This window comes from Rugamonas brunnea (assembly GCF_014042345.1).
GTDB lineage: Bacteria > Pseudomonadota > Gammaproteobacteria > Burkholderiales > Burkholderiaceae_D > Rugamonas > Rugamonas brunnea.
This window is the reverse complement of record NZ_JACEZT010000007.1, coordinates 125,524-151,450: the sequence shown is the minus strand read 5'-3', so window position 1 is coordinate 151,450 and position 25,927 is coordinate 125,524. Positions and strand designations below refer to the sequence as shown.

Here is a 25,927-nt window from a genome sequence, read left to right as displayed (position 1 = left end):
CGCTTAGTTCGCCAGACGCTCGGCGGCGCGGTTCAGCACATGGACCACCATCGCGATCGAGTGCGGAATCATCTGCTGGCCCACGCGGCGGCGGTCATTCTGGTCGGTGGACGACAACACGATGCCGCCGTTGGCGTACGAGTAGGTGCCGCCCTGGGTCAGCAGCGGACGGATGTCGACGGCCGTTGGCGCCACCGGCGTGAAGTCGGCCATGGCCGCCGCCACCAGCGTCGGATCGTTCAGGTGCTCGGTGTCGTAGTAGTCCAGCACCCACTGTTCCCACGAGGCGTGGTTGTTGGCCGAGGTGGTCCAGGTGTGGTGGGGCTGCAGCAGGTCGGTGGTGTGCAGCGTGAAGCCCAGGCTTTGCGCCGTCGGCTGCGACAGGAATTGCTGGAACCAGTACTGGCCCAGGTTGTCGATGGGCTGGAACGGCATGGTTTCGAAGTCAGCGTACTGGCTGTTGCTGGACACGCCGCCGAAGCGGTAGTGCGCTTCCGTCAGGCCGTAGCTGTTGTACTTGGTGCCGTCGCCGAACCAGCCGCCGTTGCCGCCGGCGCCGTCGTCGAGGTAGTCGCCGTACAGCCAGCTGGCGGCCATGTTGTCGATGTCGCCGGCCACGGTCAGCTTGGCGTAGTTGTAGCCGCCGAACGGGTTGCCGTGCACGTCCTTGCCGGCCGTGTGGTTCTGGAAGTGCCAGTACGAGGTGTACTTGACGATGCCCGAGCCCAGGCCCCACACGGGCGCCATCTGGCAGTTGCCGGTGGTGGCGCCGCAGATGTAGGTGTCGGCGAAATCGTCCACGTCGTAGGCGCCCTGGCCCAGCGCCTGCGCGAACTGGTCGATGGTGTAGCCGGCCCGGGTCACGCCCGCCACCAGCTTGTCGTAGTTGGTGCTGCCGGGATTGTTCTTCATGAAGGTCACCGCATCCAGTACGATGCGGCGGTGGGTTTCTTGCTGCCAGGCGTGCGCGGGTGCACTCGCCATCGTTGCCAAAGTCGCCAGAGCCAGGCTAGTGGCCATCAGTCCAGTCTTTTTCATTATTTCCCCATTAAATAAAGCGCACGGGTGTGCGTTTTTTGTGCAAGCAGTGTAGCAAGGGAATGTGTCAACATTGTGATTTCAATATTAGAATTGTTGCTCGATTGAAACAACGTGAACGATGGCATGTCACTGAATTGTCATTTTCATCATGTAGGATGCTGCCGGCGTTCGGCCACCGCCGCGCCATTCCATCCACACCACAGAACCACGAGCACACCATGAAAAAACGGTCCACTTCCCTGCCCCTGCTGCGCCCCCTGGTGCTGGCCTGCTGCCTGGCCGGCGCGTCCGGCGCGCACGCCGCCACGCCTGCGGCCAAGCCTGCCGCTTCGTCCGCGCAACCGAAACTGGTGGTGGTGCTGGTGGTGGACGGCCTGCCCGACGAGCAGGTACTGCGCTACCGCGACCAGTTCGGCCAGGGCGGCCTGCGCCGCCTGATGGACCAGGGTGCGTGGTACAGCAATGCGCACCAGGCGCACGGCGTGACGGTGACGGCCGTGGGCCACAGCGCCGTGCTGACGGGCGCCTACCCTTACCAGCACGGCATCATCGGCAACAACTGGATCGATCCCGTCACCAAACAATCGATCTACTGCACGGAAGACCACAATTACCACTACATCGGCGCGCCCACCCGGAGCGACGACGGCACCTCGCCTGCGCGCCTGCACGTGAGCACGGTGGGCGACGAACTGCGCTACGCCACCGGCAACCGCGCCAAGGTGGTGGCCGTGTCGGGCAAGGACCGGGGCGCCATCCTGCTGGCCGGGAAAACGGGCACCGCCTACATGTACATGGAAAGCACGGGCGACTTCGCCAGCAGCACCTACTACATGCAAAGCCACCCGGCCTGGGTGCAGCGCTACGACGCCGGCAAGCCGCAGGACCGCTACTACGGCAAGTCGTGGACGCCGCTGCTGGCCGATGCAGCCTACGCGGGCGACGCTCCCGACAGCCTCACTCCCTCCAAGCCCGGCCAGCGCAACACCTTCCCGTTCGCCTACTACAGCGAAAGCGGGGAACTGGATGGGAGCTACTACAAGCGCCTCAAGAGCGGCCCCTTCCTCGATGAGTTGACACTGGACTTCGCGCGCGCGGCCATCGAAGGCGAACAACTGGGCGCCAATCCGGCCGGCGTGCCCGATCTGCTGGCGGTGAGCCTGTCGGCGCACGACTACGTGAACCACGCGTTCGGCCCCGAGAGCAAGATGTCGCACGACCACCTGCAACGGGTGGACCGCATGCTGGCGAACTTCTTCAATTACCTGGACAAGCGCGTGGGCCTCGACAACGTGCTGGTGGTGCTGACGGCCGACCATGGCTTCCCCAACGTACCCGAATTCGCGCAAGGCCAGCACCTGGATGCGCAGCGGCTGGACGGCGATAAGCTGATCGCCGCGCTGAACCAGCACCTGCAGGCCAAATACGGCCAGGACAAGCTGGTGAACGCGTGGTCGCTGCCCAATGTGCATCTGGACTACGCGCTGATCGACAAGAGCGGCCTGCGCCGCGCAGAGGTGGAGGACACGGCGGCCCGCTTCATCGAAGCGCAAGCCGGCGTGGCCGAGGTGTACACGCGCACCCAGTTCGAGCATGGCGCCGTGGCCGGCACCCGCATCGCCACGCTGATGCGGCGCGCATGGAACCGGGAAGCTTCGGGCGACCTGATGGTGGTCACCAAACCCTACTGGTACTTTGGCACGGGCACCACGGGCACCTCGCACGGCTCGCCCTATGCCTACGACACCAACGTGCCGCTGATGATCATGGGTAAGCGCTGGATCAAGCCCGGCTACTACGGCCAGTACGCGGAAGTGGTCGACCTGGCGCCCACGCTGGCCAACCTGCTGCACGTGCGTCCGCCAGCAGCCGCCGAAGGCCGCGTGCTGACGGAAGCGCTGCGCTGATAGTGAGCGGGGTCAGTCGGTCACTTCGAACGCGGCCGGGTCGAGTGCGGCCAGCGTGCGGGTGCCGCCCAGCGCGGGCCGGCCGGCTTGCTGTTCCAGCCGCTCGCGCAGTTTGGCCAGGTAGTCGGCTCGGCAACGGCGCAAGGCAAAGTCGCGGAAATTGTCGTGCTCCAGTTCGTGCCAGGCCTGCTCGCGCGCGGCGTCCGAATGGGCCCTGGCCTGCGCTTCCATGGCCGGCGTGATGACGGTGACGCCTGGCGTCATCGGCGTGTAGCCGTAACGCTGCATGTACTCGCCCGTGATGGTTTCAATCACGCCGATTTCGTCGAGCGACAACTGCTTCTTGAATTTGTCCGCATTGGCCGGGATCGGCGCATAACAGTTCGACGACCACAACGCCGACAACTGCGAAATCTGGCGCGCCTCCTGCGAATGGGCCACGTCCAGCATGCCCGGCTGGAAGTCGATCTCCATGAAGCGGCACAGCGCCTGCAAGGTGGCCTGCTGTTGCGACAGGAAGTCCTCGTAGCGTATCGTCAGCACGCGCTGCGGGAAGCGCTGCATCACGGCGTCGGCGGCGCGGTGCGCGGCCAGCCAGGTGCGGGCGTTGAGCAAGGTGTCGAAGTCGTGGATGATGGCGCGGTTCATCGAGGCCACCTGCGCGCGCGGGTCGCGCACCACGTTCACGAACAGCATGTCGGGCAGCAGCGCCATCAACTCGGCCGCGTAATGGACGCTGTCGAGCGACTTGTCCATCACCACCCGCGCGCCCTGGGCCTCGCCCGAGCGCAGCAGCAGTTCCCACACCACCCGGTGCACACTGCGCGGCTGATTGCGCAGGGTCTCGAAGATCTCGACCGGATCGAACACCAGTTGCGGCCACTTGACCATGCTCACGGCCTGCAAGCCCACCACGTCCACCACCAGCCGGAAATAGGCGCGGTCGTCGGACAGGTCGCCATACAGCGGCAACAGCGGCATGAAGTCGACGATGTGCAACGGATACGGCGAATAGAATTGCGGCGACATGTTCAGGCGCAGACGCAAGGCATGGCTGCCGCAACGGCGCAGCGGGATCATCATGACGGGACGCGGGCGCTTGCCCACCGGGGCTGCTTGTGGTTCGGACTTCATTGTGCTCTCCATGCGAACGGACGGTGTGTCGGAAAAAAGTCGAGGCAAATTATTGTTAGCCGGCCTGGCAGGCCACGCCATCCAGCTCGAAGTGCTGGCGGAACGCGTCGATGAACCGGTCGAGCTGCGCGCCCGGCAAGCGGTTGATGCCGGCCGCCGCCATGCGTCCGCCACCGGTATCGAAACGGCGGCACAGGTCGCAGGCGCTGTACGCGCCGGGCGCGCCCGAACGTACACTGACCACGAAACTGCCATCGGCGCGCTCGCCCAGGATGGCGAACGAGGCGCCCGGATGCTGCGCCGCCAGCCGGTTGGCCAGCACGCCGCTGATGCGCCGCGCCCACGGTGCGTCCGGCAGCAGATAGACTGCACCGCCGCTGCGCTCCCAGTGCGGCCGCGCGGCTTGCAGGCGCTGGCAGTCTTCGCGGTAGCCGGCGGACAGCAGGCGGTATTCCTCGCTGTCGGCGATGAACTGGAACGGGTCGGCATACGGGGCCAGCGCACGGTACAGGGTGGCCGGCGGCAGATGCAGGTCGGCCTCGCTGTCGCCGTAGGCGTTGTAGTTGATCACCTGCCCCAGATGCGCCAGCGCGGCCGCGCCCTGCTCGCGCACGCCGGCGCCGCGCGCCAGCGCGCTGGCCACGCCCATTAGATTGTCGCCATAGGCGGCCACCACGGCCCAGCGCCGGTGGCGCCCGCCCAGCTGGCGGTCCACCAGGATGCTGGTGCACACGTCGGGCGTGGGGTCCCAGTGCAGGCGCAGGCCCGAGTGGGGGAACGCGTCGTCGGCCGCGTGGTGGTCGTAGTAGTCGACGGTGGCGCCGCCATCGAGCACGCGCCGCAGGTCGGCCGTGTTGGCGTCCAGCGAAATGTCGAGCACCACCACGTGACGGGCGCCGGTGGGCACCTGGCGCAGCAGCGCGATGTCGCGCTTGACGCCGGTGACCAGCACGGCGTCGTCGGCCGGACGCACCAGCCGCAGCTGGTGCAGCGCGCAGATGCCGTCGGCGTCGCCGTTGAACACGTCGTAGCGCGCGGCGGGGGCGATGGTGGGTTTCATCATGGTTGAACTCAGATATAGCGTTTGGCCAGATGTTCAAACAGCAGCTCGCACGCCTGCGCCAGCGGCATGCTGCCGGTGTCGATGGTCAGGGCCGGATGCTCGGGCGCTTCGTACGGTGCCGAGATGCCGGTGAACTCCGGGATCAGGCCGGCCCTGGCCTTGCGGTACAAGCCCTTGGGGTCGCGCTCCTCGCACACGCCGCAGGGCGTGCTGATATGGGTTTCGATGAAATCGTCGACCCCGATGATGGAGCGCGCCAGTTCCCGGTCGCGCCGCAGCGGCGAAATGAAAGCGGCGATCACGATCAGGCCGGCGTCGTTCATCAGCCGCGCCACTTCGGCGCTGCGGCGGATGTTTTCCTGGCGGTCCTCCGGCGTGAAACCGAGGTCGCGGTTCAGACCATGGCGCAGGTTGTCGCCATCGAGCACATAAGCGGGCCGGCCCGCCTCCACCAGCATCTTCTCCAGCGCGCAGGCCAGCGTCGACTTGCCGGCCCCGCTCAACCCCGTCAACCACACGGTGGCCGCGCGACGGCCTACGCCGCCCATGCGGGCCTGGGCCGTGACCTGGCCCGCGTGCCAGTAGATATGGGGCGTAGGCGCTGCCGCCGGCTCCTGCTTGCGCAGCAGCGCGTCCAGTTTTTCCAATTTGGTCATCACTCACTCCTGGCCGGCGCGGTGGCCGGCGTTATGGTCTTGGGCAGGCCGCCATGGCCCGGATCAGAACTGCTCCCACTCTTCGTCGGCCGGCGCGGCGGCGCTGGCACGGCGGGCGCCACTGGCGGCCAGCGCGCGCCGCGCCGGTTTGGCGGCTGCCGCCCGCGCGGGCGCCGCCACCCTGGCCGGCGCCGCCGGCTTGGACAGCACCTGCAGCGTGGGCGCGGGCGCCAGCAGCGGCCGGCGCGCCTCCGCTTCCAGCCGGAAGATGCCCACCACCTCGGTCAGGCTGTTGGCCTGGTCGCGCATGGCCTGGGCGGCGGCTGCCGCCTCCTCCACCAGCGCCGCGTTCTGCTGGGTGACGGAATCCATCTGCATCACGGCCTGGTTGATCTGCTCGATGCCGCTCGACTGTTCCTGGCTGGCGGCCATGATCTCGGACATGATCTCGGTCACGCGCCGCACACTGTCCACCACCTCGTGCATGGTCGATCCGGCCTGCTCCACCAGCCGGTTGCCCGCCTCCACCTTGTTGACCGAATCGCCCACCAGCTCCTTGATCTCCTTGGCGGCGGCGGCCGAACGCTGGGCCAGGTTGCGCACCTCCGTGGCCACCACGGCGAAACCGCGCCCCTGCTCGCCGGCGCGGGCCGCCTCCACGGCCGCGTTCAGGGCCAGGATATTGGTCTGGAACGCGATGCCGTCGATGACGGCGATGATGTCGCCGATCTTGTGCGCCGAGTGGTCGATGGCGGCCATGGTGTCGACCACCTGGGCCACCACGGCGCCGCCGCGCACGGCCACGTCGGAGGCCGACACGGCCAGCCCGTTGGCGGTGCGCGCATGGTCGCTGTTGATGCGCACGGTGCTGGTCAGCTCCTCCATCGAGGACGCCGTCTCCTCCAGCGTGCCGGCCTGCTGTTCGGTGCGCGAGGACAGGTCCAGGTTGCCCGAGGCAATCTGGCCGGCCGCTGTGGCGATGGTCTCGGTGCTGCTGTGCACCTGGCTGACGATCAGCGCCAGGCTGTCGCGCATGGATTTCATCGCGTGCAGCAGGCTGTGGTCGTCGCCGGGCCGCGTTTCGATGGCGATCGACAGGTTGCCGGCGGCGATCTGGCCCGCGATGGCGGCCGCCTCGTCGGGCTCGCAGCCGAGCTGGCGCACCACGCCGCGCGTAATCAGCAGTGCCGCCACCACGCTGGTCAGCAACGCCAGCGCGCCGATCGCCAGCATCTGGTTGCGGGCCGCCGCGTAGGCGCTGGCCGCTTCGGCGGTGGCGACGTCGTTCTGCTTTTCCTCCACCGCGATCAGCTTGCGCAGCAGATCCCACCACGCCTTCTGCACGGGACGGAACTGGTAGCGCAGCAGCTGGTAGGCGTCATCCTGCTTCTGTTCCAGCGCCAGCGCGGCCGCCTTGTCGATGAACGGCAAGGCCAACTGGCCCTGCTTGCGGATCTGCTCCAGCAAGTCCTTTTCCTCGGCCGAGGTGCCGGGCATGGCGAACATCTGGCCCAGCTTGTCCTGCGCGGCCGCGTACTTCTTCGCCTGCGCGGCCAGGCGGTCCACTTCGATCTGGATTTCCTTGGCTTCCTTCAGCAGGATCAGGTTGCGCAGGGCCAGCGCCCGCTCCGTCACCGTCAGGTCCATGGCCGCGGCCAGCTTGGTCTCGACGTCGTTGACCTTGGTGATGTCATCGAGCCGCTGCTGGATCTGGCTCATGCTCGACAGCGCCAGCGCGATGATGGCCATCAGCAGCAGCGACACCACGCCAAAGCCCAGTCCCAGTCGCGTCGCGACCCCCATGTTACGCATGTTCATGCTCACCTCCCCGATACCGCGATCCACGTCCCGGCTGGCTGGCGGCCAGCGCCTGTGGGACGACTTGCAGCGATCTTAGAGGATTCCATACGGCAAAATTGTCTCGAAAAGTCACCCATGGGCGTGCATGCAACGGCCTGCCGGCAGGTATTGACCTTGATCGAATTTCTGCTTGTGCCAGCGCAGCGCCCGCCAATAAAGGAGGACAGGCCGTGCGCGTGCTCATGTACCTTTCCTGATGCAAGCCCAAAACGGGAAAATAAAAATGTGCATTCAAGAAATTTTGTGGCATGCCGGAAAATATTCACGACGCCGACGCGCACTGGCGGCCCGGCCGCCGCGCCGCGCACCAGAACACAACTGGCCGGGCATGACTTGACCTGGATCAGATAAATTTGCGGCCGACGGGCCTATATTGCTTGTATGGTCAAGTAATGTGGCTAAGGAAAACATCATGTACACCACCCAGCCGCCCCGGGAAAACGTCATCCGCATCATCCAGCAGGAGCACACCAACCTGACCGCCGTGATACACAACATGCAGCAGTTCGTGCGCACGCTGGGCCAGGGCAACGCGCCGGCCGACCTGAAGATCATGCGCGCCATGCTGCTGTACGTGATCGACTATCCGGAGCGGGTCCACCATCCGAAGGAAGACGAACACCTGTTCGCGCGCCTGCGCCAGCGCACCCACGACGTCGACAGCACGCTCGACGAGCTCTCGCGCCAGCACGTACGCGGCACCACGCTCACGCGCGAACTGGAACACGCGCTGGCGCGCTACGAATTCCAGGGCGCCCCCGCCCTGCCCGCCCTGCGGCTGCTGGTGGAGGAATATGGCCGGTTCTTCTTCGAGCACATGCGGCTGGAGGAAGACGTGGTGCTGCCGGCCGCGCTGCACCACCTGACGGAGGCCGACTGGATCGTGATCGACCTGGCCTTCTCCGCCAACGGCGACCCGCTCACGGGCGCGCCGATCCAGAACAACTTCTCGCGCCTGTACCAGTTGATCGTGCACGGCCTGCCCGGCCAGCACTGAACGCGCACACCGGGGCCTGACGCCAAATGTCAAGCGCGCGATGGGAGCACACGACTATTTTGCTTGTATTGTCGCGCCACGCGGACAGTGCATTGCATGCGCTAACGTAAGCCCCTACAATCAATGCCGGCCCTCGCGGGGGCCGCGCGCGCGCCGCCGGCACGCCATCCGTCCCATCAAAGGAAACGCCCGACAATGCCCACCCTGGTTCGCGCCGCCGTACTGACCAACTATCTGGAAGTGGCCCAGCATTTGGGCCTGAACCCGCAGGCTGAACTGGCCCGGGTCGGCTTGAACCGTAAGATGCTGCAGGACCCCGAGCAGCCCATCCCCATCAGCAGCGCCGTGCAATTGCTGGAGAATTCGGCCGCCGACAGCGGCTGCCAGACCTTCGGCCTGCGCATGGCCGAATCGCGCCAGTTTTCGGACCTGGGCGCCGTCAGCCTGCTGCTGACGCACCAGCCCACGCTGCGCGACGCGCTGCACGTGCTGGTGCAGTACCGTCACCTGCTGAACCGTTCGCTGGCGCTGTATGTGGAAGAAGCGGGCGACCTGGTGATCATCCGCGAGGAAGTGGTCAACGATGAACCGGTGCCGTGCCGCCAGTCCAACGAACTGGCCATCGGCGTGATGGCGCGCATGTGCGCCACCCTGCTGGGCCAGCACTGGCGGCCCGTCAGCGTCAACTTCACGCACGACGCGCCGGACGACTTGCGGCTGCACCGCCGCCTGTTCGGCTGCCAGGTGCAGTTCGGCGCCGAATTCAACGGCATCGCCTGCCCGGCCGCCAATTTCGACGCGCCCAATCCGCACGCCGATCCGGCCATGGCCCGCTACGCGCAGCGTTTCGTCGACTCGCTGCAGGACCAGGGCGAACCGTCGATCTCGCACGAGGTACGCAAGGCGATCTACCTGCTGCTGCCGATGGGACGGGCCACGATCGAGCAGATCTCGCAGGCGCTGGGCATGAACGTGCGCACGCTGCAACGCCGGCTCGGCGAATGCGACGCCAACTTCAGCGACTTGATCAACGAAGTGCGGCGCGAGCTGGTGCAACGCTACATGAACAACCCCAGCTACACGCTGGCACGGATAGGCGACCTGCTGGGCTACTCGCTGCCCAGCAGCTTCACGCGCTGGTTCGCCAGCCAGTTCGGCGAAACCCCGGCCGCCTGGCGCGGCGCGCACGGCAAGCCGTATCAACCGCCCGTCTGAGAACCGGGAACCGGGGTCAGGTCATGAAGCGAGGCAACTTTCCCGCAAGTTGCCTCGCTTCATGACCTGACCCCGGTTTTTTCTATGTGGCCCAGCGCATCAGGCCCATCACCAGCGCGGCCAGGAACACCGTCTCCCCCACCATCAGGGCGATCGGTTTGATGCCGACGGCAGCCAGCTCCTTCAATTGCGTCTTCATGCCCAGCGCGCTGATGGCGATCACCAGCGCCCAGCGCGACAGCTCGTTGCCCGCATGCTGGACGGCGGCCGGCACCCAGCCGGTGCTGTTGACGCAGGCCAGCACAAAGAAGCCCACCGCGAAGCCGGGCAACAGCGGCGGCCGCGCACTGCCCGCCTGCGCGCCCTGGGCCCGCGTGATCAGGGCCGCGCACAGGATCACGGGCAGCAGCATGGCCACCCGCATCAGCTTGACGACCGTGGCCGCGTCGCCCGTCTCGCGCGACATACTGTAGCCGGCGCCCACCACCTGCGCCACGTCGTGGATGGCGCCGCCCAAAAACACGCCGGCCTGCAGCGGCGACAAGGCGAAGAAGCTGGCGATCATGGGATAGGCGATCATGGCCGTCGTCGACAGGGCCGACACGCAGATCACCGTGAACAAAGTCGCCTTCTCCTTTTGTTCATGGGCCGGTAGTGCGGCGGCCAGCGCCAGGGCGGCGGAGGCGCCGCAGATGGCTGTCGCGCCGCCCGTCAACATGCCGAACAGCTGGTTGAAACCGAGCAGCCTGGCCACCAGCACCGACACCAGGATGGTGACCGTGACCACGACCACCACCAGCACCACCGGCTTCCAGCCCAGCGCCGCGATCTGCGACAGCGTGAGCCGCAAACCGAGCAGCGCCACGCCCAGGCGCAGGATGGTGCGCGCCGTGTATTCGATACCCGGCTTGCACTGCCCTTCGCCGGACAGGAAGTTGAGCGCCATGCCCAACAGCAGCGCGAACAGCATGACCGGCGCGCCATAATGCTCGGACAGGAAACTGGCCGCCGCCGCCACCATGGCGCTGACGATGAAGCCCGGCGCCAGCTGGCGCACGCGCGCGTTCAGGGCGGAATAGGACATGGCACTCATGCTGCGCTCTCCTCGCCGGGCAGCGTCAGGTAGACGCCGTCCGCTTCAACGGTGATGGGATAGACGGCCACCTTCATCTCCGGCACATTGGCCAGGCAGCCCGTGCCCAGATGGAAGCGCAGGCCGTGCGCCGGGCAGCGCACGTACATGCCTTCGAGCTTGCCACCGGCCAGCGAGGAACCCTGGTGCGGGCAACCGTCCTCGATGGCGTGGTAGGCGCCGTCCACATGGAACAGCAGCAGGCAGCGGCCATCCACGCGCAGGATGGCGCGCCCGCCGTCCGGCGGCAGCTGTTCCGCCGTCAGCGCCATGCGCCGGCTCATGATGCCACCGCGTCGGCTGTGTTGACGGCATCGAGCGCGGCCAGCATGGCCGCCAGCAGCACCTCCGGCGGCTGTGCGCCACTGGCCACCAGTTTGCCGTTGACGACGTAGTACGGCACCCCGCCATTGCCATTGCCCACGCCATCGGCCTGGAACGGCACGGCCGCACCCAGCATCAGCGGCGCGATGTCGGCGCGCTCCATGCCGCAGGCCAGGCCGTGCGTCAGCAGCACGGCCTGATCGCCCACGTCCTCGCCGCGCTGGAAGTAGCCGGTGAACAGCCGCTCCAGCAAGGCGTCGCGCTGGGCGGCGCTGCCGTTGCGCGCCGCGTGTTGCAGCAGCCGGTGCGCATCGGCGGTGTTGGGCATGTTGCGGATGCGCTGGTAGTCGATCTGCACCCCGGCGGCTGCCGCCGCCTCGCTGACCTGGGCCTGGCGCCGGCGCACGGCCGTGTCGCCGCCCAGGCGCTGGCGGTAGAACTCCATGAACGGCCAGCCGCCGGCGGGCACGTTGGGCAGCAGCTGCACGCCGCGCCAGTGCACATGCAGCGCCACCTCGGGCGCGCACGCGCGCAGGCGGGCGATGGCGGCCTGCAGGTTGCGCATGCCGATCAGGCACCAGGGGCAGATCACGTCGAACCCCACTTCGATATGCAACACGGGCTTCATGCCTGCACCTCCATGGCGGGCGCGCGCGCGGCCACGGCGGCCGCCGCTGCGGCGGCGCAGCGCGCGTCATGCTCGTAGTGGCGGCGCGCGTACCAGAACACGGCGGCCGAGGCGATGCTCAGCAACGGCACCAGCTGGAACGCCGTGGCCAGCCCCAGGTGGTCGGCCAGCACGCCCGTCAGGAACGGTCCCGGCGCGAGGCCCAGCAGGTTGTTGGCCAGCGTCAGCGTGGCGAACGCCGTACCGTGGATGGAGCGGTGCGTGAGGTTGGCCACCATGGCGCCCGCAGGCCCTGTGGTGCCGGCGGCCAGGAACATGCCGGCGCCGATCAGGGCCAGTTGCAGGGCGCCCGGCGCCATCGCGAAAGCCACCGACAACAGCACGCAGCTGCCCAGGCAGTAGGCGATGGCCAGCGTGATCTTGCGCGGCGGCGAGTGGCGGCACAGGCGGTCGCTCAGCATCCCGCACAACACCATGCCGGCGCCGCTGGCCAGCACCACGGCCGCCGCGCCCGCGCCGGCACGGTCGGCACCCATGGCGTAGTAGCGGTTCATGAAGCTGGGCATCCAGACGATGAAGGTGCCGCCCACGAACAGCTGCAGGCCGCTGCCCACATAGGCCGCGCGCACGGAACGGCTGCCGAACAGGCTGCCCAGCGGCAGGCGGGCGGGCTTGTCGTCCGCCTCACCCTGCCCGCGTGCGGCGCCTTGCGTGCCTTGCGGCGCGATGCGGCCTTCCTTGACGATGATGGGGTACAGCACGGCCAGCGTGAGGCCGAACAGCGCCATGCCGGCGAACGCCCAGCGCCAGCCCACATGGGCCGCGATGCCGCCGCCGAGCGCCATGCCCAGCACGGAGCCGAACATGCCGCCGGCCATGAAGGCGCCCGTCAGCGTGGCCCGCATGTGTTTCGGGAACACGGACAGCACGACGGCGATGCCCACGCTGCCGTAGGCCGCCTCGCCCACGCCCACCAGGAAGCGGGCGGCGAACATCTGGTTGTAGTCCTGCGCCAGGCCGCAACCAAGCGTGGCCAGGCTCCACAGCACGGCCATCAGGGCCAGGCTGCGCACCCTGCCCCAGCGGTCGGCCAGCAGCGACAGGGGGAAGGTGAGCAAACCCACCATCAGGGCCACGATGCCGCTCAGGAGGCCGAGCCGGGCGTCGCTCAGTTGCCATTCCACTTTCAGCAGCGGGAACACGGCGTTGAGCACCTGGCGCGACATGTAGTCGGAGATTAGCAGGCCAAAGCTCAGCGCGAATACGATCCACGCATAATAGCGCGGCACGTTGGGGTTGTCGTCGGCCAGGCCGTCGTCGGAGGGAGTGTGATAAGCCATGATCTGCCTTCAATCCGTTTCACGAGATGAAAAAAAAGCCGGCACTGGCATTATGCACCAGCACCGGCTCCGGTTGCGGGATCAGGTCCGCAGCGGCACGTTCTTCTGGCCGGGCTGGCGGTTGGGCGCCATGCCGTTCATGCGCAGCGTCTCCTCGGCATCCTTGTACTGCACGCCGATCTTGTAGATGGCGCGCGCCTCCTGGCCGTTGGCCACTTCGCGGCCCAGTTCACGGGCCACGCGCACGCACTGCTCGATCTGCTCCACAGAGGTCATGCGCTGGCCGTGCTGACCGATCAGCGTGTCCTCGATGCCGCAGCGCGGGTGGAAGCCCATGGCCATCGACATCATGTTGAACGGAAGGACGTTCTTGAGCAGCGATTCGGCCGTGATGCAGGCGCCTTCCGGCGCGCGGCGGATGAAGTCCATGAAGTTGAACGGATTGGGGCCGTCGAAGCCGCCGCCGATGCCGATCCAGGTCAGGTTCAGCGGGCCGCGATAGACGCCGCGGCGCACCAGGCGGTCCAGCGTTTCCAGCGCGTGCATGCCGGTCAGCTGGAAGTGCGGCTGGATGTTGGCCGCCTGCAGGCGGCGCAGGTGCTCCTCGACCCAGGCCGGGCCGGCCGGCACCGTCATCTCGCTGTAGGCGGCGTGCATCACGGGCGAAGCCAGCGAAGTACCGGCCAGGTACTCGGGATAGAGCAGCTCCATGATGTTCATCTGGGTGGTGTTGATGGCCACCGTCACCTGGTCCGGCTTGGGATCGAGTTCGGCCAGCATGTGGCGGGTGTCGTCGGACAGCCACTTGGCGGCCTGGCCGTCGTCTTCCGGTGCGAACGAGATCGAACCGCCGACCTGGATGATCATGTCGGGCACGCGGGCGCGCACGCCGGCGATCAGCTCATTGAACTTGGACAGGCGCTTGGAGCCCTTGCCATCGAGTTCGCGCACGTGCAGGTGCAGCACGGTGGCGCCGGCGTTGTAGCAGTCGACGGCCTTCTGGATCTGTTCCTCCATCGTGACCGGAACATCTTCCGGGAAGTCTTCCGGCGCCCACTCCGGGCCGTACGGGGCCACGGTGATGACTACTTTGTCCTGGTTCTCGGGGTGCAGGGAATCGTCGAGAAATTGCATGCTGGTCTCCTAATCAATTAGTGCGGTATTTTTTATGAAATCGGTGTTCAGAACGCGGGGCTCAGAACGGCACGTCGCCGATGATGCCGGCCCGCTCCATCTTGCGGTGGCACGGCGGGTAGTCCATCACGGCGTAGTGCTGGGTCGAACGGTTGTCCCAGATGGCCACGCTGTTCGGCTTCCAGCGCCAGCGCACCTGGAACTCCGGCACATAGGCCTGGCTGATCAGGTAGCTGAGCAGGTTACCCGCGCCGGGATTGGCGTCCTGGCCGAAGCGCACGCGCTCGGGCGTGTGGTAGTTGGTGATGTGGGTGGTGAAGGCGTTCACGAACAGGATCTTCTCGCCCGTCTCGGGATGGGTGCGCACCACCGGATGCTCGGCGTCCGGGAACTGGGCCTTGAGCGCCAGCCGGCGTTCAATCGGCATGGCGGCGCCGAAGCTTGCTTCGATGCTGTGGCGCGCGCGCAGCCCCTCGATGCGCTGCTTGACGTCTTCCGGCAGGCGCTCGTAGGCCAGCGCCATGTTGGCCCACATGGTGTCGCCACCGACGGGCGGGCACTCGATGCAGCGCAGCACGGCGCCAAATTGCGGCGCGGCGCGCCAGGTGGTGTCGGCGTGCCAGGCGTTCTCGTAGCGGTCGTTGGGCTGGTCCGGGTTCTTGTAGATGCGCACCAGGCCGGGGTTTTCCGGATCGCTGCCGGCCACCGGATGGTCTTCCAGCTCGCCGAAGCGGCGCGCGAAGGCCACGTGTTCGGCGCGGCTGAAGTCCTGGTCGCGCAGGAACAGCACGCGGTGCTTGAGCAGCAGTGCGCGCAGTTCCGCGAACAGGCCGTCGTCATGAATGGCCTGTTCCAGCTTGATGCCCGACAGTTCGGCGCCGATGGCGCAGGTCAGTTGTTCCACTCGCATGGCGTTCTCCTCAGATCACGAAAATGGACGAGCCGGTGGTCTTGCGCGATTCCAGGTCGCGGTGCGCCTGGACGGCATCGGCCAGCGGGTAGTACTGGTTGATCTCGATCTTGATGCGGCCGGCGCCCACGTGGTCGAACAGTTCGCCCGCCAGGTCGGCCTTCTCGGCCGGATCGGCGATGTAGTCGGCCAGCGCGGGACGGGTCAGGAACAGCGAGCCTTTCATGGCCAGCAGCACCGGATCGAACGGCGGGATCGGGCCGGAAGCCGTGCCCACGCACACCATCAGGCCGCGCTTGCGCAGCGAATCGAGCGAGGACATGAAGGTGTTCTTGCCCACGCTGTCGAACACCACGTCCACGCCGCGGCCGTTGGTGATCTCGCGCACGCGCTTGGCCACGTCCTCGTTGCTGTAGTTGATCACGTGGTCGCAGCCGTGCATGATCGCCATCTCGGCCTTGGCGGCCGTGGACACGGTGCCGATCACGGTCAGGCCCAGCAGCTTGGCCCATTGCGACACGATCAGGCCCACGCCGCCGGCGGCCGCGTGCAGCAGCACCGTGTCGCCGGCGCGGAAGTCGTGGATGCGGCGCATCAGGTAGGCCGAGGTCAGGCCGCGCATGGTCATGGCGGCCGCCGTCTCGAAGGCGATGGTTTCGGGCAGCTTGATCAGCGGCGCGGCCGAGATCACGCGCTCGGTGCTGTAGGCGCCCAGCGTGTTGAGGAAGCCCGTGTAGGTGACGCGGTCGCCCAGCGCCAGGCCCGTCACGCCCTCGCCCAGCGCCACCACCACGCCGGCCGCTTCCACGCCGATGCCGTTGGGCAGCGGGACCGGGTAGGTGCCGTTGCGGAAGTAGGTGTCGGCGTAGTTCAGGCCCACCGCCACATGGCGCACGCGCACTTCACCGGGACCCGGCTGGCCCACTTCCACATCTTCCAGGTACAGTACTTCCGGCCCGCCGGTCGCATTGAAACGCACTGCTTTTGCCATGTTCTTCTCCTCAGGTTTGTTGTTGCGCCGGCGCGTGGCGCCGGCCGGTGATGCTTTGCCATGCCTTGCTTACTGTGATTTCAGTATAGTCGGGGCGAATTGCCCCAACCATGCATAGGGCGACAGTGACTTTTCATTTGGCGACAGACGTCGCCAAAAGCTGCACTTGGGCGATCAGCGCCTCGGCCCGTGGCCATGGGCCGTAGCCGGCGGCCGGGTTCAGGTGGCCCACGGCGCCCAGTTCCACCACCTGGCTGCCCCAGTCGGCCGCCATGCGGTGCACGGCTTCCAGCGTGGCCAGGTGGTCATTGCTGCTGGCGGCCACGATGCTGGGGAACGGCAGCCGGGTGCGCGGCAGCGGCGACCAGCCGTGCTCGCGCAGCGTGTCCGGCTGCGGGTAGTTGGCCGGCCAGCTCGCGTCCAGGTCCGGCGGTGTGACCAGCAGTGCGCCCAGGATGGGACGGTTGTAGCGGGCCGCCCAGTGGGCCACCATCAGCACGCCGGCGCTGTGGGCCACCAGGATCACGGGGCCGTCGATCTCGGCCAGGGCGCGCTCGATAGCTTCCACGCGGGCCGCGCAGCTCAGGCCATTTTCCGTCAGCGGCGGCACCGAGCGCGCGCCCGGTGTGCCGGCCTGGAGCAGGGTTTGCCAATGTTCGGGCACGTGGTCGCGCAGGCCGGGCACGATCAGCAGGGTTGGTTTGGTCATTTTCGATTCTCCGGTAGGCGGTGGATTCAGTTCTGGCCGGGCAGGCGGTAGTCGCGGAACATCTCGCGCAGCTTCATCTTCTGCAACTTGCCGGTGGCCGTGTGCGGCAGTTCCTCGACGAACACCACGTCGTCCGGACGCCACCACTTGGCCACCCGGCTTTCCAGGTGGGCCAGCAGTTCGTCGCGCGTGACGTCGCGGCCGGCCTTGCGCACGGCAACCAGCAGCGGGCGTTCCTGCCACGTCGGGTGGGCGATGCCGATCACGGCCGCTTCGGCCACGTCCGGGTGGTCCATGGCCGCGTTCTCCAGGTCGATCGACGAGATCCACTCGCCGCCCGACTTGATCACGTCCTTGGCGCGGTCGGTGATGAGCATGTAGCCATCCGCGTCGATGGTGGCCACGTCGCCCGTGTCGAAGTAGCCCTGTTCGTCCAGCACCTGGCCGCCTTCGCCGCCGAAGTAGCCGCTGGCGATCCACGGGCCGCGCACTTTCAGGTGGCCGAACGCCACGCCGTCGTGCGGCAGCGCGTTGCCGTCGTCGTCGGTGATCTTCAGCGTCACGCCGAACACCGCCCTGCCCTGCTTCATCTGCAGCTTGTGGCGCTCGGCGGCCGGCAGCGCCGCGTGCTTGGGCAGCAGCTTGCACACGGTGCCCAGCGGCGACATCTCCGTCATGCCCCAGGCGTGGATCACGGTGGCGCCGAAGCGGCTTTCGAACTGCTCGATCATGGACAAGGGCGCGGCGGCGCCGCCGATCACGCAGCGCGTCATGCACAGTTCCGCGCGCGGGTCCAGCTGCTGCGTCTCCACGTGGCGGAACAGCATCAGCCACACGGTGGGCACGCCCAGCGACAAGGTCACGCGCTCGTCGCGCATCAGCTCATAGATGCTCTTGCCGTCCATCTGCGGGCCGGGCAGCACCAGCTTGGCGCCGCACAAGGCGCCCGCGTAGGGCATGCCCCAGGCGTTGACGTGGAACATGGGCACCACCACCAGCGCCGAATCGGCGGCCGACACGGCCAGGCCGTCCGTGCTGCACACGGCCATCGCGTGCAACACCGTCGAGCGGTGTGAATACAGCACGCCCTTGGGGTGGCCCGTGGTGCCGGAGGTGTAGCACAGGGTGGCGGCGCTGTTTTCGTCGAACTCGGGCCACACGTATTGCTCGCTCTCGCCAGCGATCAGTTCTTCGTAGCACAGCAAGTTGGGGATGTTCGCGGCCGGCATGTGGGCGCGGTCGGTCATGGCGATGAAGCCCTTCACGCCCGGCATGCTGGGCGCAAGCTGTTCGATCAGACCGGCGAAGCCGATGTCGAAGAACAGGTACTGGTCTTGCGCATGGTTGGCGATGTAGGTGATCTGCTCGGCGAACAGGCGCGGATTGATCGTGTGAAGGATAGCGCCCATGCCCGACACGGCGTAGTACAGCTCCATGTGGCGGTAGCCGTTCCAGGCCAGGGTGGCCACGCGCTCGCCGGGCTGCACGCCCAGGCGGGTCAGCGCGTTGGCCATCTGGCGCGCGCGCCGGGCCACGGAGCCGTAGGTGCTGCGCTGCAGCGGTCCTTCGCTGCTGCGCGAGACGATCTCGCGTTCGGGATGGTTGAGACAGGCGTGTTCGATCAGCGAAGACACCAGCAACGATTGATGTTGCATCAGGCCTAGCATTGCAGACTCCTTGGTTTTATTTGACTGAATTCTTGGTCGCGCGCGCGGGCAGCGGCTTGGATGCCAGCAGGTAGCGGCGCACGGTGGCGGGGAACCAGCGCCCGCCCAGGCGTCCGCGCAGGCCGCGCCGGTTCATGGCGGCGGCGATGGCGCCGAACGAGGCGCCCGCCGCCCGCAGCCGCCGCAGCTCGGCCACCAGGGCCTGCTCCGGCGGCGCCATCACGCCGCAAGGGGAAGGTGCATCCGGCGGCATCAGGCCTTACGCAGCAGGAAATGCGACAGCGCGGGCACCAGCACCAGCGCGCCGATCATGTTGAGCGTGAACATGAAGGTGAGCAGGATGCCCATGTCGGCCTGGAACTTGATCGGCGACCAGGCCCAGCACACCACACCGGCCGCCAGCGTCACGCCCACCAGCGCCACCACCTTGCCGGTGAATTGCAGCGCGTGGCGATAGGCCTCGGCCAGCGACTGGCCCTGGCGCTGCTGCACCAGCTGCACCGAAACCAGGTACAGCGCGTAATCAACGCCGATGCCGACACCGAGCGCGATCACCGGCAGCGTGGCCACCTTCACACCCATGCCCAGCATGACCATCAGCGCTTCGCACAGGATGGAGGTGAGCACCAGCGGCAGCACGGCCACCAGCACGGCGCGCCAGCTGCGGAAGGTGACGAAGCACAGCACGATCACGGCCGCGTACACGTACAGCAGCATCTTGTGGTTGGCCTCGCGCACCACGATGTTGGTGGCCGCTTCGATGCCGGCGCTGCCGGCGGCCAGCAGGAACTGGCGGTCCGGCCCGTTGTGGGCCTGGGCGAAGGCGTCGGCCGCCTGCACCACGCGCTCCAGCGTCTCGGCCTTGTGGTCGGCCAGGTAGGCGATCACGGGCATCAGCGAGCAGCCACGGTCGAACAGGTCCGGGTTGTTGACGGAGGCCTGCTGGGCGCCGTAATTGAGCACGTCCTGGTTGCGCGAGATGGTCAGCCATTTCGGGCTGCCTTCGGACGTGCCGGCCGTGACCTGGCGCACGGCGTCGGCCAGCGACACGGTGGTCTGCACGCCCGGGACCTGCTGCAAGGCCCAGGCCAGGCGGTCCGCCTCGACCAGGGTTTCGTATTTGAGGCAGCCTTCGGGCGCGGTCTTGATCATCACCGCGAACTGGTCGGACGACAGCGAATAATTGGCCGTGATGTAGGCGTTGTCGCGGTTGTAGCGCGACTCGGCGCGCAGTTCGGGCGCGCCCGGATCGAGGTCGCCGATCTTCAGGTTGGTGCTGACGATGAAGCCGCCGACGGCCAGCGCCAGCGTGACGGCCACGGTGATGCCGGCCCAGCGCGGTTCGGTGAAGCGGTCCAGCATCAGCCACAGCTTGCCCAGGCCGTGGCCCGTCTCTTCGTCATGCTCCTCGCGGATGCAGCGCTTGGCGGCGGCGGCCGACACGCCGACATAGGACAGCAGCACCGGCAACAGCAGCAGGTTGGTGAAGATCAGCACCGCCACGCCGATGGAGGCCGTCATGGCCAGGTCGCGGATCACGGGGATGTCGATGGTCATCAGCACGGCGAAGCCGACGGCGTCGGCCAAGAGCGCCGTCAGGCCGGCCAGGAACAGGCGGCGGAAGGTGTAGCGGGCCGCCACCAGCAAATGCGTGCCACGGCCGACGTCCTGCATGATGCCGTTCATCTTCTGGGCGCCGTGCGAGACACCGATGGCGAACACCAGGAACGGCACCAGGATGGAGAACGGATCGAGCTCGAAGCCAAACGCAGCCACCAGGCCCAGTTGCCACAGCACCGCCACCAGCGAGCAGGCCACCACCAGCACGGTGGAGCGCACGCAGCGGGTGTAGGCGAAGATCACGCCCGTGGCCACCAGCGCGGCCACGCCGAAGTACATGATGACCTTGGCCATGCCGGCCAGCAGTTCGGCGATCAGTTCCGCGAAGCCGATCACGTGGATGCGCACCGGATAGGCGCCGCTTGACCGCGCCTGCACCGTCTTGTCGATGGCGTGCGCCAGCTCGGAATAGTCGATCGCCTTGCCGGTGGCCGGGTCCTTGTCCAGCAGCGGCACAAAGATCATGGTGGACTTGAAGTTGTTGCCCACCAGGCTGCCCACGATGCCGGAACGGGCGATGTTGATCTTGAGCTGCTCCACGCTGCGCGGCGAGCCGTCATACCCGTCCGGCATGACGGGGCCGCCCTGGAAGCCCTCCTCCGTCACTTCGTTCCAGCGCACGGACGGGGTCCACATGGACTTCATCCAGGCCCGGTCCACGCCCGGCGTGAGGAACAGTTCATCGTTGACCTGCTTGAGCGCTTCCAGGTAGCGCGGGTCGAAAATGTCACCCTGCGGGTTCTCCACCACCACCCGCAGCGAGTTGCCAAGGCCGCGCAAGGCGTCCTTGTTGTGCAGATAGTTCTGGATGTAGGGCTGGCCCTGCGGCAGCATCTTCTCGAAGCTGGCGTTCAGGTGCAGCCGGGTGGCGGCCAGTGCGCCCAGCACCACCGTGACGACCGTGCACAGCACGATCATCCACAGCCGGTTGTTGAACACCAGCCGTTCCAGCAAATTGCCGGAGCGCTGGTCGAAATGCGCCAGATCGCGCACGACCGGCATGGTGTCGATCCCGTCGGTTGACATGTCCATTGTCTCGTTCCTCGTAAATTGGCCGGCCGGGTGTGCCCGGCTCTGGTCGGTTTTATTGGCTATCTTGTGGTTGCGGCAGATCTACCTGGTGGCCAGCGCCTGCAGCCGCGCGCCGCGCGCGCCGGCGATCAGCAACTGGCCCGGCGCCGCCACCAATGCGGCCGACGCAGGCCCCGGCTTGACCTGGGGCTGGGCCTGGAAGGTGGCGCCGCCGTCGGCGCTATGCAGCAGCTGGCCGGACTGGCTCACCAGTAGCAGCGAGCCGTCCGCCAGCGCCAGGCCAGCGGTCAGGCCGGTCTGGGTGCCGGTGTTGGCGCGCTCCCAGTGCTTGCCGCCATCGGCGCTGTGCAGGGCCGTGCCGCGCAGGCCGAACACCAGCAAGCTGTCCTTGCCGCCGGTGACGCCGAAGAAACTGCCCTGGTAAGGGGAAGGCACGGCCTCGAAACGCTCGCCGTCGGTGCCGCGCTTCAGGATCAGGCCCTGCTCGCCCACGATATACAGCTCGCCGCCCACGCTGCGGATCGCGTTCAGGTGCAGCGCCTTGGGGTTGTCCAAATGGCTCTCCCAGTGCTGCCAGCTCTTGCCGCCGTCGTCGCTGCGCAGTGCCAGGCCGAACGCGCCCACCGCCAGGCCGTGGCCATGCCCGTCGAACCAGACGTCCAGCAGCGGCTTGTCGCCCACCTCGGCGTCCTTGCGGCCGTCGAACTGGCGCTCCCAGGTGGCGCCGGCGTCGGCGCTGTGCAGCACCACGCCGTCGTGGCCCACGGCCCAGCCTTCGCGTTCGGTGGGGAACACCAGCGCCACCAGGTCGGTCGACACCGGCACGCGGGCCTGGCTCCAGTGGCCGCCCTGGTCGTCCGAATACAGCACGTGGCCGCGCTGGCCAACGGCGACGATGCGCTTGCCGGCGTGGGCCAGGCCGTTCAGCAGCGCGCGCGGCGCCAGCGCGCTGGCCATGGCCGGCGTGTCGAGCGGATCGGCGAACGGGGCCGCCTGGGCCTGGGCCGCCATCAGCAGCGTCAGGGTGACGCCCGCCATTACGCCGGCGGCGGCGCGTGAAAATCGGTTCATATCTAGCTCTCAAAAAAAGACTGCCAGCCCACCACGGCGCCGGAAGCAACGCCCGCCGGCAGTCAAACGAGAAAACAATGCTGGTGGCCGGGCGCCCTGTCCGGCGCCATCGGCCACCCGGGAGGTCAGCGCACGCCGGCGCCGGCCAGCGCTTCCGGCGACCACTGGGTCGGCTTGAGCGCGTCGATGTACTTCAGGCCACCGTACGGGCCGGACATGCCGGTCAGGTTGTAGGCGCCACTCACGAAGTCGTAGATCACGTGGTTGCCGGTGTAGGTCGCTTGCGCGTCGTAGGCGTAGATCAGGTGATCGAACGAGGAGCGGTACAACTGGCCACGCGCGTCGTACTGGTCCGAAGCCAGCGCCACCCAGCTGTCCTCGTCGATGTAGAAGGTGCGCTTGCCGTAGATGTGGCGCTTGCCCTGCTTGAGCGTCGCTTCCACCACCCACACGCGGTGCAGTTCCCAGCGCACGAAGTCCGGATTCAGGTGGTTCGGCTTGGTGACGTCGGCGGCCACCTTGGCGGCGAACAGCTTGTATTCGCCGTAAGGGACGATCATTTCCTTCTTGCCGATCAGCTTGAAGTCAAAGCGGTCCAGCGCACCGTTGAAGACCCAGGCGTCGTCATAGGTGGACGCGCCGGCCGAACCGGGGTTGGGCGTGTCGTAGGCCACGTCCGGCGCCAGTTTCACGCGGCGCTGGCCGGGCAGGTACTGCCATACCTTGCGAGGCTGGGCCACCGGGTTGACGGCATCGAACGCCATCAGGCCTTCGCCGGCGCGGCGGGCCGGCGCCAGGTAGGTCAGCTTGGTGCGGAAGAACACGTCGGTCTGCTTGGCCACTTCCGTGTGCTTGGGGTCCGACAGCGGGAACTCCTCGTAGATCTCGCCGGCCGTGGCCAGGCTGGGCACGCCCGAGGCGTCCACGTTCCACGATTCATACTTGGTGGTCAGCGCGTGGCCCTGGTAGCGCAGCAGGTGGTTCCACATCACCTCGTAGCCGCTCTTGGGGATGGGGAACGGCACGCCGGCCAGCGCATTCTCCACGCCCACGCCGCCGTCGACGGCCTTGGTGTTGATGGCGTTCTTGGCCGTGTTGTCCAGCAGTGCCTTGGGCAGGGTGACCGGACGGTGGGTCGGATACACGTCCACCCGGAAGGTGGGGAAGCGCTTGAGCAGCTCGCGGGTGCCGGCCGTCAGCTTGTCTTCCTGGCCGGCCAGGTTCTTGCCGGTGATGACCAGGCGTGGCTTGTCGGCGCCATACGGGTCGGGACGGATGCCGCTACCCTTGACGAAGCCGGCCGGCGCGGCCGTCAGGCCACCCGTGTATTCGGGGATGGTGCCGTCCTTGTTGCCGGCTTTTTCCGCGCCCACGGCCGTCAGCGTGGTGCCCAGCTGCTTGGCTTCGTCGGGCGATACGCTGGCCTGGGCGGCCGCTGCCGCCGCCAGTGCGGCAGCCATGATGGTGAGTTTGAACATGGTGTTGTCTCCTGTCTGTTATCAGAACGTGGTCTTGAACGTGGCGGCGAGGAAGCCGCGATCCTTCAACAGCGAGGTCACGCCGCCGAACGAGGTGACGGCGCCGGTGGCCGGGTCGGTGACCAGGGGGCCGAAGAAATTGACGTACTTGATGTCGAAGCGGTATTTCTGGCGAACGTCGAACGCCACACCGGCCGCGTAGTTGCCGGCGCCCTTGTTGCCGCCGGCTTGCACGCTCGAATTGCCTTTCAGGCCCACCGAGTAGCTGAGCGGAGCGGACATGTCCACGCCCGGCAGCACCTGGAACCAGGTCGGGGTGAACGTCAGGGCCAGGCCGAAGTAATCGCGGGTTGGCTTGTCCACGCCCTTGTAGTCGTCGCGGCCGCGGTAGAACTGCGCGCCCTGGGTGATGCCGGACATGCGGTTCCACACCAGTTCCGCAGCCCAGGTGGCCGAATCGGAGATGGGCGTCTTGGCCAGCGCGCCCAGCAGGTTGAACACGCCGTGGATGGTGTTGCCGCGCGCACCGCTCACCTCACCCTGCTGCGGCAGGTCGGCCGCCTTCACCACCAGCGTGGGGTTGACCTTGGCGTTCAGCGCGGCCACGATGGCCGGGCTGGTCCCGGCCGGCATCAGCAGCGCCGGCGTGCTGTAGATCGGCATATCGTGGCGGTACGACAGGTCGGCGCCCACGGCGATGCCGGCCACGCTCTTGGACAGCGAGAAGCCCAGCACGTCGATGTGGTTGGCGTACTCGAACTGGTACTGGCTGGTGGCGCCCAGCGCGGTCGGGTAGAACAGGCAGTTGTTGCCCACCACGGCGGCGCCCGGGATGGCGGCCTTGCAGACGGCCGCGCCGTTGGCGCCGAACAGGGCCGCCGGCAAGCCGGCCAGGCGCACGTTCGCCTGCGGCAGCAGGTCCGAGGTGCGGCGCACGTAGGCGCCGGCCGTGCCGTCCAGCCAGTCGGGGCTCCAGCGCGCTGCCAGGCCCCAGTCGCCCGTGTTGGGGGCCTTGCTATCTTCGCGGCGGATGGCGGGCGCGCCCAGTGGGCCCAGGAAGAACGATTCGCCACCCTGGAAGGCGTAGTCGTAGAAACCGAGGAAGGAACCCGATTCAGGCAGGCGGGCCGGCTTCCAGTTGAAGAAGTACTGGGCCGCGATGCCCAGTTCCGGCGTCAGCGACGCCTGGGCCGAAATGGCCTGGCGTGGCAGGAACAGTTCCTTGGCGTCCGTGCCGGGCACCGAATAACCCTTGAGCAGGTCAATCGGCGACTGGCCGTAGTTCACGCCATGGATAGGCGACAGCAGGCTCTCGCCCCAGTACAGCGTGTGCTGGCCGACCTTGACGTTGACGGGCACCTCGGCCACGTCGAAATTGGAGAACACGAACGCGTCCAGGATCTCGCCCGAGCCGCGGTGGTAGCGCTTGGCGTAGTCGGACATGCCCAGCGCCGCCTTGCCGTTCTCGCGGTGGTTGGAGCTGGCCACGTTGGTGTTGTCCAGGCTGTCGTAGGCGCGGTCATACCAGGCGGCGGCCGACACGCGCATGCCCATCTTCTGCTGGAACACGATGTCCAGTTCCGACAGCCAGTCGACGCGCTCGGACACCAGGCCCTTGTTGAAGTTGCGGTCGCCGTCGTCGTAGTTGGCCGATTTCAGCAGGGCCGCTTCCTGGCCGTTCACGCGCTGGCCGACATTGAGCTTGATGGTGTTGTCGAAGCGGATGGCGACATCGGGGTTGCCCGTGTCCAGTTCCGCCGCGTGGGCCGCGCCGATCGCGCACAGGGCCGCTGCCAGTGCGGTCATTGCCAATGGATGGGTGGATTGTGCTGATTTCATGCTGCGCCTGCTCCTCTATTTTGTTGTATTAAACGCTGCTGGTACGGTGCTGCTTGCTTGCCGCTTGGGCGGCAACTCCGTGGCTGAAGGCGGGTGCGTCAACTGGCGAGGGGGCGTGGGCATGATGCTGTCTCCTCATCGTTTGAGCCCCGCTGTCCTGGCCGGGCTATGTTGTCCGG

Annotated in this window: 22 protein-coding genes; 3 read left to right on the top strand and 19 right to left on the bottom strand. The window is 67.2% G+C overall.

Annotated elements, in window-relative coordinates:
• Positions 1-3: 3 nt before the first annotated feature.
• The gene (locus tag H3H37_RS12525) at positions 4-984 is read right to left on the bottom strand and encodes a phospholipase C/P1 nuclease family protein (protein WP_229218801.1); all 981 of its coding nucleotides are present in this window, start codon (positions 982-984) and stop codon (positions 4-6) included.
• Positions 985-1,259: 275 nt separating this feature from the next.
• Here H3H37_RS12525 and H3H37_RS12520 point away from each other — a divergent pair, with 275 nt between their 5' ends.
• Entirely contained in the window at positions 1,260-2,948 is a 1,689-nt protein-coding gene (locus H3H37_RS12520; RefSeq protein WP_182162890.1) for an alkaline phosphatase family protein, read from the top strand.
• Between the two features lie 12 nt (positions 2,949-2,960).
• Here H3H37_RS12520 and H3H37_RS12515 read toward each other — a convergent pair whose 3' ends face one another.
• The 4 genes from H3H37_RS12515 to H3H37_RS12500 form a co-directional block, all read right to left on the bottom strand.
• Positions 2,961-4,082, bottom strand: a complete 1,122-nt coding sequence (locus H3H37_RS12515) for a sulfotransferase family protein (protein ID WP_229218800.1) — start codon at positions 4,080-4,082, stop codon at positions 2,961-2,963.
• A 55-nt stretch (positions 4,083-4,137) separates the two neighbouring features.
• Positions 4,138-5,145: a DHH family phosphoesterase gene (locus H3H37_RS12510; protein ID WP_229218799.1), complete on the bottom strand. Its 1,008-nt coding sequence runs from the start codon at positions 5,143-5,145 to the stop codon at positions 4,138-4,140.
• A gap of 8 nt (positions 5,146-5,153) precedes the next feature.
• Positions 5,154-5,801: an adenylyl-sulfate kinase gene (gene cysC, locus H3H37_RS12505; RefSeq protein WP_182162886.1), complete on the bottom strand. Its 648-nt coding sequence runs from the start codon at positions 5,799-5,801 to the stop codon at positions 5,154-5,156.
• A 63-nt stretch (positions 5,802-5,864) separates the two neighbouring features.
• Positions 5,865-7,619 (bottom strand): methyl-accepting chemotaxis protein, encoded by a 1,755-nt coding sequence (locus H3H37_RS12500; protein ID WP_182162884.1) that lies wholly within the window; start codon positions 7,617-7,619, stop codon positions 5,865-5,867.
• Positions 7,620-8,073: 454 nt separating this feature from the next.
• Here H3H37_RS12500 and H3H37_RS12495 point away from each other — a divergent pair, with 454 nt between their 5' ends.
• Positions 8,074-8,658 carry a hemerythrin domain-containing protein gene (locus tag H3H37_RS12495; RefSeq protein WP_182162882.1) on the top strand — a complete coding sequence of 195 codons (585 nt, stop codon included), beginning with the start codon at positions 8,074-8,076 and terminating at the stop codon, positions 8,656-8,658.
• A 195-nt stretch (positions 8,659-8,853) separates the two neighbouring features.
• Positions 8,854-9,873 carry an AraC family transcriptional regulator gene (locus H3H37_RS12490; RefSeq protein WP_182162880.1) on the top strand — a complete coding sequence of 340 codons (1,020 nt, stop codon included), beginning with the start codon at positions 8,854-8,856 and terminating at the stop codon, positions 9,871-9,873.
• An 82-nt stretch (positions 9,874-9,955) separates the two neighbouring features.
• On the opposite strand, the gene H3H37_RS12485 is transcribed toward H3H37_RS12490, so the two are convergent.
• The 14 genes from H3H37_RS12485 to H3H37_RS12420 all read right to left on the bottom strand — a co-directional run bounded on the left by H3H37_RS12485 (position 9,956) and on the right by H3H37_RS12420 (position 25,748).
• On the bottom strand, positions 9,956-10,966 hold the full coding sequence (locus tag H3H37_RS12485; RefSeq protein ID WP_182162878.1) for a YeiH family protein: 1,011 nt from the start codon (positions 10,964-10,966) through the stop codon (positions 9,956-9,958).
• Positions 10,963-11,289 carry a Rieske (2Fe-2S) protein gene (locus H3H37_RS12480; protein ID WP_182162876.1) on the bottom strand — a complete coding sequence of 109 codons (327 nt, stop codon included), beginning with the start codon at positions 11,287-11,289 and terminating at the stop codon, positions 10,963-10,965. The genes H3H37_RS12485 and H3H37_RS12480 overlap by 4 nt, the downstream gene beginning before the upstream one ends.
• Positions 11,286-11,957, bottom strand: coding sequence for a DsbA family oxidoreductase (locus tag H3H37_RS12475; RefSeq protein ID WP_182162874.1), 672 nt, complete (start codon positions 11,955-11,957; stop codon positions 11,286-11,288). The genes H3H37_RS12480 and H3H37_RS12475 overlap by 4 nt, the downstream gene beginning before the upstream one ends.
• Entirely contained in the window at positions 11,954-13,297 is a 1,344-nt protein-coding gene (locus H3H37_RS12470; RefSeq protein WP_182162872.1) for an MFS transporter, read from the bottom strand. Before H3H37_RS12470 ends, H3H37_RS12475 begins: the two co-directional genes overlap by 4 nt.
• A gap of 81 nt (positions 13,298-13,378) precedes the next feature.
• On the bottom strand, positions 13,379-14,431 hold the full coding sequence (locus H3H37_RS12465) for a beta-keto acid cleavage family enzyme (RefSeq protein ID WP_182162870.1): 1,053 nt from the start codon (positions 14,429-14,431) through the stop codon (positions 13,379-13,381).
• Between the two features lie 61 nt (positions 14,432-14,492).
• Positions 14,493-15,341 carry a TauD/TfdA dioxygenase family protein gene (locus tag H3H37_RS12460; RefSeq protein ID WP_182162868.1) on the bottom strand — a complete coding sequence of 283 codons (849 nt, stop codon included), beginning with the start codon at positions 15,339-15,341 and terminating at the stop codon, positions 14,493-14,495.
• Between the two features lie 10 nt (positions 15,342-15,351).
• Entirely contained in the window at positions 15,352-16,332 is a 981-nt protein-coding gene (locus H3H37_RS12455; RefSeq protein ID WP_182162866.1) for a quinone oxidoreductase family protein, read from the bottom strand.
• Between the two features lie 133 nt (positions 16,333-16,465).
• On the bottom strand, positions 16,466-17,041 hold the full coding sequence (locus H3H37_RS12450; protein ID WP_182162864.1) for an RBBP9/YdeN family alpha/beta hydrolase: 576 nt from the start codon (positions 17,039-17,041) through the stop codon (positions 16,466-16,468).
• A 26-nt stretch (positions 17,042-17,067) separates the two neighbouring features.
• Positions 17,068-18,708 carry a 3-(methylthio)propionyl-CoA ligase gene (locus H3H37_RS12445; RefSeq protein ID WP_182162862.1) on the bottom strand — a complete coding sequence of 547 codons (1,641 nt, stop codon included), beginning with the start codon at positions 18,706-18,708 and terminating at the stop codon, positions 17,068-17,070.
• Between the two features lie 16 nt (positions 18,709-18,724).
• Complete coding sequence (locus H3H37_RS12440) at positions 18,725-18,961, bottom strand: recombinase family protein (RefSeq protein WP_182162860.1); 237 nt, start codon at positions 18,959-18,961, stop codon at positions 18,725-18,727.
• Positions 18,961-21,360: an efflux RND transporter permease subunit gene (locus H3H37_RS12435; protein WP_182162858.1), complete on the bottom strand. Its 2,400-nt coding sequence runs from the start codon at positions 21,358-21,360 to the stop codon at positions 18,961-18,963. Before H3H37_RS12435 ends, H3H37_RS12440 begins: the two co-directional genes overlap by 1 nt.
• Before the next feature lie 81 nt (positions 21,361-21,441).
• A complete protein-coding gene (locus H3H37_RS12430) occupies positions 21,442-22,431 on the bottom strand; it encodes a WD40/YVTN/BNR-like repeat-containing protein (RefSeq protein ID WP_182162857.1) in 990 nt (329 codons plus the stop codon).
• Between the two features lie 125 nt (positions 22,432-22,556).
• A complete protein-coding gene (locus tag H3H37_RS12425) occupies positions 22,557-23,909 on the bottom strand; it encodes a DUF1329 domain-containing protein (RefSeq protein ID WP_182162855.1) in 1,353 nt (450 codons plus the stop codon).
• A gap of 21 nt (positions 23,910-23,930) precedes the next feature.
• Positions 23,931-25,748, bottom strand: coding sequence for a DUF1302 domain-containing protein (locus tag H3H37_RS12420; protein WP_182162853.1), 1,818 nt, complete (start codon positions 25,746-25,748; stop codon positions 23,931-23,933).
• Between the last annotated feature and the right edge of the window lie 179 nt (positions 25,749-25,927).

Coding starts and splice junctions, on each gene's coding strand:
- H3H37_RS12525 (WP_229218801.1), bottom strand. CDS start 984: ATGGCGAGTGCACCCGCGCACGCCTGGCAGCAAGAAACCCACCGCCGC.
- H3H37_RS12520 (WP_182162890.1), top strand. CDS start 1,260: ATGAAAAAACGGTCCACTTCCCTGCCCCTGCTGCGCCCCCTGGTGCTG.
- H3H37_RS12515 (WP_229218800.1), bottom strand. CDS start 4,082: ATGAAGTCCGAACCACAAGCAGCCCCGGTGGGCAAGCGCCCGCGTCCC.
- H3H37_RS12510 (WP_229218799.1), bottom strand. CDS start 5,145: ATGATGAAACCCACCATCGCCCCCGCCGCGCGCTACGACGTGTTCAAC.
- cysC (WP_182162886.1), bottom strand. CDS start 5,801: ATGACCAAATTGGAAAAACTGGACGCGCTGCTGCGCAAGCAGGAGCCG.
- H3H37_RS12500 (WP_182162884.1), bottom strand. CDS start 7,619: ATGAACATGCGTAACATGGGGGTCGCGACGCGACTGGGACTGGGCTTT.
- H3H37_RS12495 (WP_182162882.1), top strand. CDS start 8,074: ATGTACACCACCCAGCCGCCCCGGGAAAACGTCATCCGCATCATCCAG.
- H3H37_RS12490 (WP_182162880.1), top strand. CDS start 8,854: ATGCCCACCCTGGTTCGCGCCGCCGTACTGACCAACTATCTGGAAGTG.
- H3H37_RS12485 (WP_182162878.1), bottom strand. CDS start 10,966: ATGAGTGCCATGTCCTATTCCGCCCTGAACGCGCGCGTGCGCCAGCTG.
- H3H37_RS12480 (WP_182162876.1), bottom strand. CDS start 11,289: ATGAGCCGGCGCATGGCGCTGACGGCGGAACAGCTGCCGCCGGACGGC.
- H3H37_RS12475 (WP_182162874.1), bottom strand. CDS start 11,957: ATGAAGCCCGTGTTGCATATCGAAGTGGGGTTCGACGTGATCTGCCCC.
- H3H37_RS12470 (WP_182162872.1), bottom strand. CDS start 13,297: ATGGCTTATCACACTCCCTCCGACGACGGCCTGGCCGACGACAACCCC.
- H3H37_RS12465 (WP_182162870.1), bottom strand. CDS start 14,431: ATGCAATTTCTCGACGATTCCCTGCACCCCGAGAACCAGGACAAAGTA.
- H3H37_RS12460 (WP_182162868.1), bottom strand. CDS start 15,341: ATGCGAGTGGAACAACTGACCTGCGCCATCGGCGCCGAACTGTCGGGC.
- H3H37_RS12455 (WP_182162866.1), bottom strand. CDS start 16,332: ATGGCAAAAGCAGTGCGTTTCAATGCGACCGGCGGGCCGGAAGTACTG.
- H3H37_RS12450 (WP_182162864.1), bottom strand. CDS start 17,041: ATGACCAAACCAACCCTGCTGATCGTGCCCGGCCTGCGCGACCACGTG.
- H3H37_RS12445 (WP_182162862.1), bottom strand. CDS start 18,708: ATGCTAGGCCTGATGCAACATCAATCGTTGCTGGTGTCTTCGCTGATC.
- H3H37_RS12440 (WP_182162860.1), bottom strand. CDS start 18,961: ATGCCGCCGGATGCACCTTCCCCTTGCGGCGTGATGGCGCCGCCGGAG.
- H3H37_RS12435 (WP_182162858.1), bottom strand. CDS start 21,360: ATGGACATGTCAACCGACGGGATCGACACCATGCCGGTCGTGCGCGAT.
- H3H37_RS12430 (WP_182162857.1), bottom strand. CDS start 22,431: ATGAACCGATTTTCACGCGCCGCCGCCGGCGTAATGGCGGGCGTCACC.
- H3H37_RS12425 (WP_182162855.1), bottom strand. CDS start 23,909: ATGTTCAAACTCACCATCATGGCTGCCGCACTGGCGGCGGCAGCGGCC.
- H3H37_RS12420 (WP_182162853.1), bottom strand. CDS start 25,748: ATGAAATCAGCACAATCCACCCATCCATTGGCAATGACCGCACTGGCA.